At 47.5% G+C, this 4,663-nt stretch carries 3 protein-coding genes and 2 pseudogenes; 2 read left to right on the top strand and 3 right to left on the bottom strand.

The window, feature by feature from the left end:
- Positions 1–546: pseudogene (locus tag B5J93_RS09825) on the top strand (hypothetical protein); the annotation flags it as partial.
- Between the two features lie 18 nt (positions 547–564).
- On the opposite strand, the pseudogene can reads toward B5J93_RS09825, so the two are convergent.
- Positions 565–1,188: pseudogene (can, locus tag B5J93_RS09820) on the bottom strand (carbonate dehydratase).
- Positions 1,189–1,384: 196 nt separating this feature from the next.
- Here can and B5J93_RS09815 point away from each other — a divergent pair.
- On the top strand, positions 1,385–2,221 hold the full coding sequence (locus B5J93_RS09815) for a Crp/Fnr family transcriptional regulator (RefSeq protein ID WP_079326210.1): 837 nt from the start codon (positions 1,385–1,387) through the stop codon (positions 2,219–2,221).
- 1 nt (position 2,222) lies between these two features.
- Here B5J93_RS09815 and narL read toward each other — a convergent pair whose 3' ends face one another.
- Together narL and B5J93_RS09805 are read right to left on the bottom strand one after the other, a co-directional pair.
- Positions 2,223–2,882, bottom strand: a complete 660-nt coding sequence (gene narL / locus B5J93_RS09810; RefSeq protein ID WP_079326209.1) for a two-component system response regulator NarL — start codon at positions 2,880–2,882, stop codon at positions 2,223–2,225.
- 94 nt (positions 2,883–2,976) lie between these two features.
- A partial coding sequence (locus B5J93_RS09805) for an ATP-binding protein (protein ID WP_079326208.1) occupies positions 2,977–4,663 on the bottom strand: 1,687 nt, incomplete at its 5' end.

Here is a 4,663-nt window from a genome sequence, read left to right as displayed (position 1 = left end):
GGCAATCAAGAAATTGGCAAAGCGGTAAATAATTCTCAATCAATCAATGACATTAAGCCATCAGGGCAGATGACCAAAGAGCAGTTAAACAATGAACTCATGCCACAGCAGGTAGCATTGGCAGGCGAGTGGACACCAGAGAAATGGGATTATTGGGTGGCGATGGCACGCCGTGAGCATAAGCTTGATGCCGATGAATTGGCGATGGTGAGTCATGCGATGATGGTGGGGCAGATAGATGGCGACTGTCAGCTGTATGTGCCTGAGCATAATAAGCAGATTTTTTCAAGTTTTAAGAGCTTTGCCAAAAAATTTGGTCAAGATTTTGCAAATGGTCGCTTGCGTGATGAGATGCCACTGCTGTCCCAAAGCGAATTTGCTCATCTTGCCACGCCTGTACAAAAACAAAAACAGCGAGATGAGCAGGCATTAGCCATCGCCAGCAATCAGCTGTTAAACAGCCCTGTCTTACAAAGCCTGTATCAAGGCAACTTTATCAATGATGACAATGCCATCACGTCGGTGCGACTGACGTTAAATGAGTAGAAGTGAGCAGGGCGATTGCTACACTTCATACACAAAAGCGTCTTTTAGCTGACTAAAATCATTCACACTTACCTGTAGGTCATGAATCAAACCGTCTTTTAACCCATAAATCCAGCCGTGTACGGACAGCTTTTGCCCCCTGTGCCATGCGTTTTGGACGATGGTGGTGTGGCAGACGTTGGTCACTTGGCGTTTGACATTAAGCTCGCACAAAAGGTCGGTTTGCTCATCGATGTTTAGGTTGTCAAATTTATCCAAATATTGATAATGAATGCCTTTTAATGAGCGTAATCAATTATCAATCAGTCCAAACTCTTGGTGCGACAGTGCCGCACGCACCCCGCCACAGCCATAATGACCGCAGACGATGATATGCTCAACCTTTAACATGTCCACGGCGTATTGTAGGGCGGACAGTAGATTCATGTCGGTGGCAACCACCATGTTTGCCACATTGCGATGGACAAACAGCTCGCCTGGCATGAGTCCGACCCCTTCATTGGCAGGCACACGACTGTCAGAACAGCCAATCCAAAAATAATTGGGCGACTGCTGACGGGCAAGACTGGGAAAATAATCGGGGTCACGAGCGGAGAGACTCTCTGCCCAAAAACGGTTGGATTCTAATAAGTCGGATAACATGATGGCTCCAAATGCAGTAAACTATACTATTAAAATAGCACATTTATCAAGCATTGCCATACCAATAACCGCCAAAGTCAGTAGGTAAAAACTAGCCAAAAGGGGTAGGTTGCGGTTTTGGTCTGTGCTTTTGGGGAATATGGATGGCAGGCAGGGCAGGGTATGATAATGCCACTTATTTTGTATAGCTGACATCATGAAATCTGCCGAACACACCAAAAAAGCCTACCTTGATATCCTGCAAACGCACCCTTTATTCGCTCTGCTGCCCCAATCTGAGACGGGGCAGGCGGTCAAAGATGAACTGCTTAGCCAAGTGGTGATTCATGAATATGCCAAGGGTGAGCTGATTTTTATTCAGCATAGTGTGGTTGAAAATTTGTATTTTTTGCTAGATGGGCAGGTGATGTGTCATCGTGAACTGCCGAGCGGGCAGGCGTGCTTGATTGCCAGCTATCATGAGATGGGGCTGATTAATGAGAGCGTGCTGTGGGGTTTGGAGACAAATGATTATCCCAACTTTGGCACGGGCATTCATCGGGTTGGGCAGGTGGATGATGTGGATGGGAAAACCCCTAGCAAAGCCAATATCGCCACACGTCATTCCAAACTGCTCATCAAAGAGCGGGGTATTCATCAGCTGACCGCCACCGCCAAACAGCCGACTATTGTGGCGACGTTGCCAGTGCAGGCTTATTTTGAGAGCATTGCCAGCTTTGATTTGGGCAATCTCATCATGTGGTTTTGTGATACCATCAGCAAACGCATGTACTATCATCTCATCAGTAGCGACCTGCTTGCCTTTGTTCAAGCAAAATCCAAACTTAGCTACTATTTTCTTACTCATTATCCTGTGGGCGTACCGTTTGAGTTGCCGTTTAGCCAAAAGCAGTTGGCAGGGCAGATTGGACTGCGTCCTGAGACACTCTCTCGCACCCTAAAAGAACTCATTAGTGCAGGACTCATCACTAAACGCAAGTCGCAATACTGCCTGATGGACGCCGAAGGGTTATTGGCACTCGTGAGCGAGTAGACTATTTATCCAAATGCCCGACCGCCCATACCGCCGCTTCGACACGGGTACGCAGACCGATTTTGGCTAGGATGTGCTTGACGTGGACTTTGACGGTGGATTCGGCAATGCCCAGTTTGTTGCCTATCATCTTGTTGCTCATGCCGTCTCGTATCATGTACAGTACTTGGAGTTCACGGTCGGTTAGGTCAAGATTGCTCTCAGGCTGGGCAGGTTTTCGCATGGCGGCCGCCAAAATAGGGGCAAGGGCAGGGCTGATGACAAGCTCGCCACGCAGGATACGGCGGATATTGCCAATAATCTCATCAGGCTCCATGTCTTTTAATAGATAGCCGTCCACGCCCAACGCTAGGGCATCTTGGACGTCTTTGATGTTGTCAGAGACGGTAAATAGTAGTACTTTACCGTCAATTTGGCGTTCTCGGATGGCTTTTAGGGTTTCAAGTCCATTCATCACGGGCATGTTGTGGTCTAGCACAATCAAATCCACGCTCTCATCTTGTAAAAAGCTCAATGCTTCAATGCCATGATTGGCTTCCCCTGCCACTTCAATATCCATCTCTAAGGATAATAAGTCCGCCATGCCACGCCGTAACATGGGGTGGTCATCAACAAGTAATAGGCGGGCAGGGCTGGTGGCGGTATAGATTTTTTGGCTCATGATAATATCTTTGGCTGGTTGGTTGGGTGAAATCGGTTAAGTTAAATAAATAATCGGTTTAATAAATGTGACAGAATACTCTATTATACCCCATTTATGACTCCGATGTTTTACCAAATTCATCATCGAGTTCATGGGTAAGCTCATAAGTGGCAGCACTGATTTGTTCGGCAGTCCATTCTTTGAGCTTAGGTTTGGGGCGTGGACTTTTTAGCTTTTTTAAGAAAAATTGGGGCAAAAAGCGAACGAATACTTCGGTGCCTGTGGGACGAGTTGGCTCGGTGCTAATCGTACCACCTAGACTCAACGCCCGCTCGCCCATGGTGCTAAGCCCGTAGTGTTCAGGTTTTTCTTTGTCACTTTGACGAATGCCAATGCCATCATCACTGATACGCAAGATGACTTCATAACTGATGCTGTCTTGGTAGAGCGTGATGTTAACGTTCTTGGCGTGGGCGTGCTTGTGGACGTTGGACAGGGCTTCTCGGGTGATTTGCAACAAATCCACCTGCTCGGACGCAGATAGGTTTAGGGTTAATACTTGGTTGTCAAAGTTGATGTTAAATCCGCCTTTGGCTTCAAATTCTTTGACCGTTATTTTTAAGGCGTCATTAAAATCGCCCCCATCCACTTTTAGGCGGAAGGTATTTAATAAGTCCCGTAGCTGGGCGTAGGCGTGACTGGTGCCGTCATTTAGGTCGGTGCGGACTTTGTCTTGTTTTTGATGGAGTTTTAGCAAAGTTTCTTTGTTTTGTAGGTTTGGCTCATCAGCAAGCAGTTTTTTCTCTTGTTCGCCTAGGGTTTTTAGCATGGCGGACTGGATTTTTAGGTGCGACAACGTCTGGGCGATGGAGTCGTGCAATTCACGGGCAAAGGTATTGCGTTCTTCGGACAGCAGTAGCTCTTCGGCTTGCTTTTGGCGTTGGTTTGACATAAAGGTCAAGGCGATGAGCTGTGCCAAAATACCAAGCAGGTCATGCTCGGACAAGCCATTATCGTCGCTGATGTTCAGTAGGGCAATGCGGTTTTTTGCCACGGGGCTGACAGGCTCACGCACCAGTAGCTCACCCCAGTTGGTATCAGTGCTTTTGATGGGGATGATACGGGTGTGCGTGTCGGTTTTTAGGTCACAATACTCGCAGTCGTCAGGCGTACAAAAGTCATGATGTTTACGCTCCGATAGGCTCATGATGACATTATTTTCAAAATTTTGCCCATGAATGCACAGCGACAGCTCCGTGTTGGGCAGTAGGCGGGCGAAATTTTGAATGAGTTCATGAAGCTCTTCGGTGTTGAGATGGTGCGTGGTGGCGATTTTCTCAGCAAAATGGTACAGGCTGTATAGAGCCTTGTTGCTTTGGGTGAGATGGTGTGTTTTGCGTTTGACTTCGGCTTCAAGCTCGGCTTGGTGGTTTTTGATGAGCGTGAGCATGGCAAAAAACGCGTCCGACAGCTCGTTTAGCTCTTGATAGCCTTTGATGTCCATCTTGCCCGCCTGCATGTCAAGCGATTTGCCTTGCCTAAAATGCCGAGCGGTGGCAGTTAGGTTTTTTAGGGGGGTTAGAGCATTGCGGTGTAGCTCCCACATGCCGACCAACATTACAAAGGTGATGAGTAGTAGCGAGATGATTTGGACGTGCTGTTGGTGTTCTTGGCGGTACTCGTTGCGTTTGCCGATGGCGTCCACCAGATGATTGACATCATCCAAAAACACCAAAGAATGCTGATAAAATGCCGTGCTGTCGCTTTGTTTTAAACTTGGCAGTAGCAACTGTATCCCT

This window comes from Moraxella equi (assembly GCF_002027555.1).
Classification (GTDB): domain Bacteria; phylum Pseudomonadota; class Gammaproteobacteria; order Pseudomonadales; family Moraxellaceae; genus Moraxella; species Moraxella equi.
This window is presented reverse-complemented; position numbering and strand designations above follow the sequence as displayed.

Coding starts and splice junctions, on each gene's coding strand:
- B5J93_RS09815 (WP_079326210.1), top strand. CDS start 1,385: ATGAAATCTGCCGAACACACCAAAAAAGCCTACCTTGATATCCTGCAA.
- narL (WP_079326209.1), bottom strand. CDS start 2,882: ATGAGCCAAAAAATCTATACCGCCACCAGCCCTGCCCGCCTATTACTT.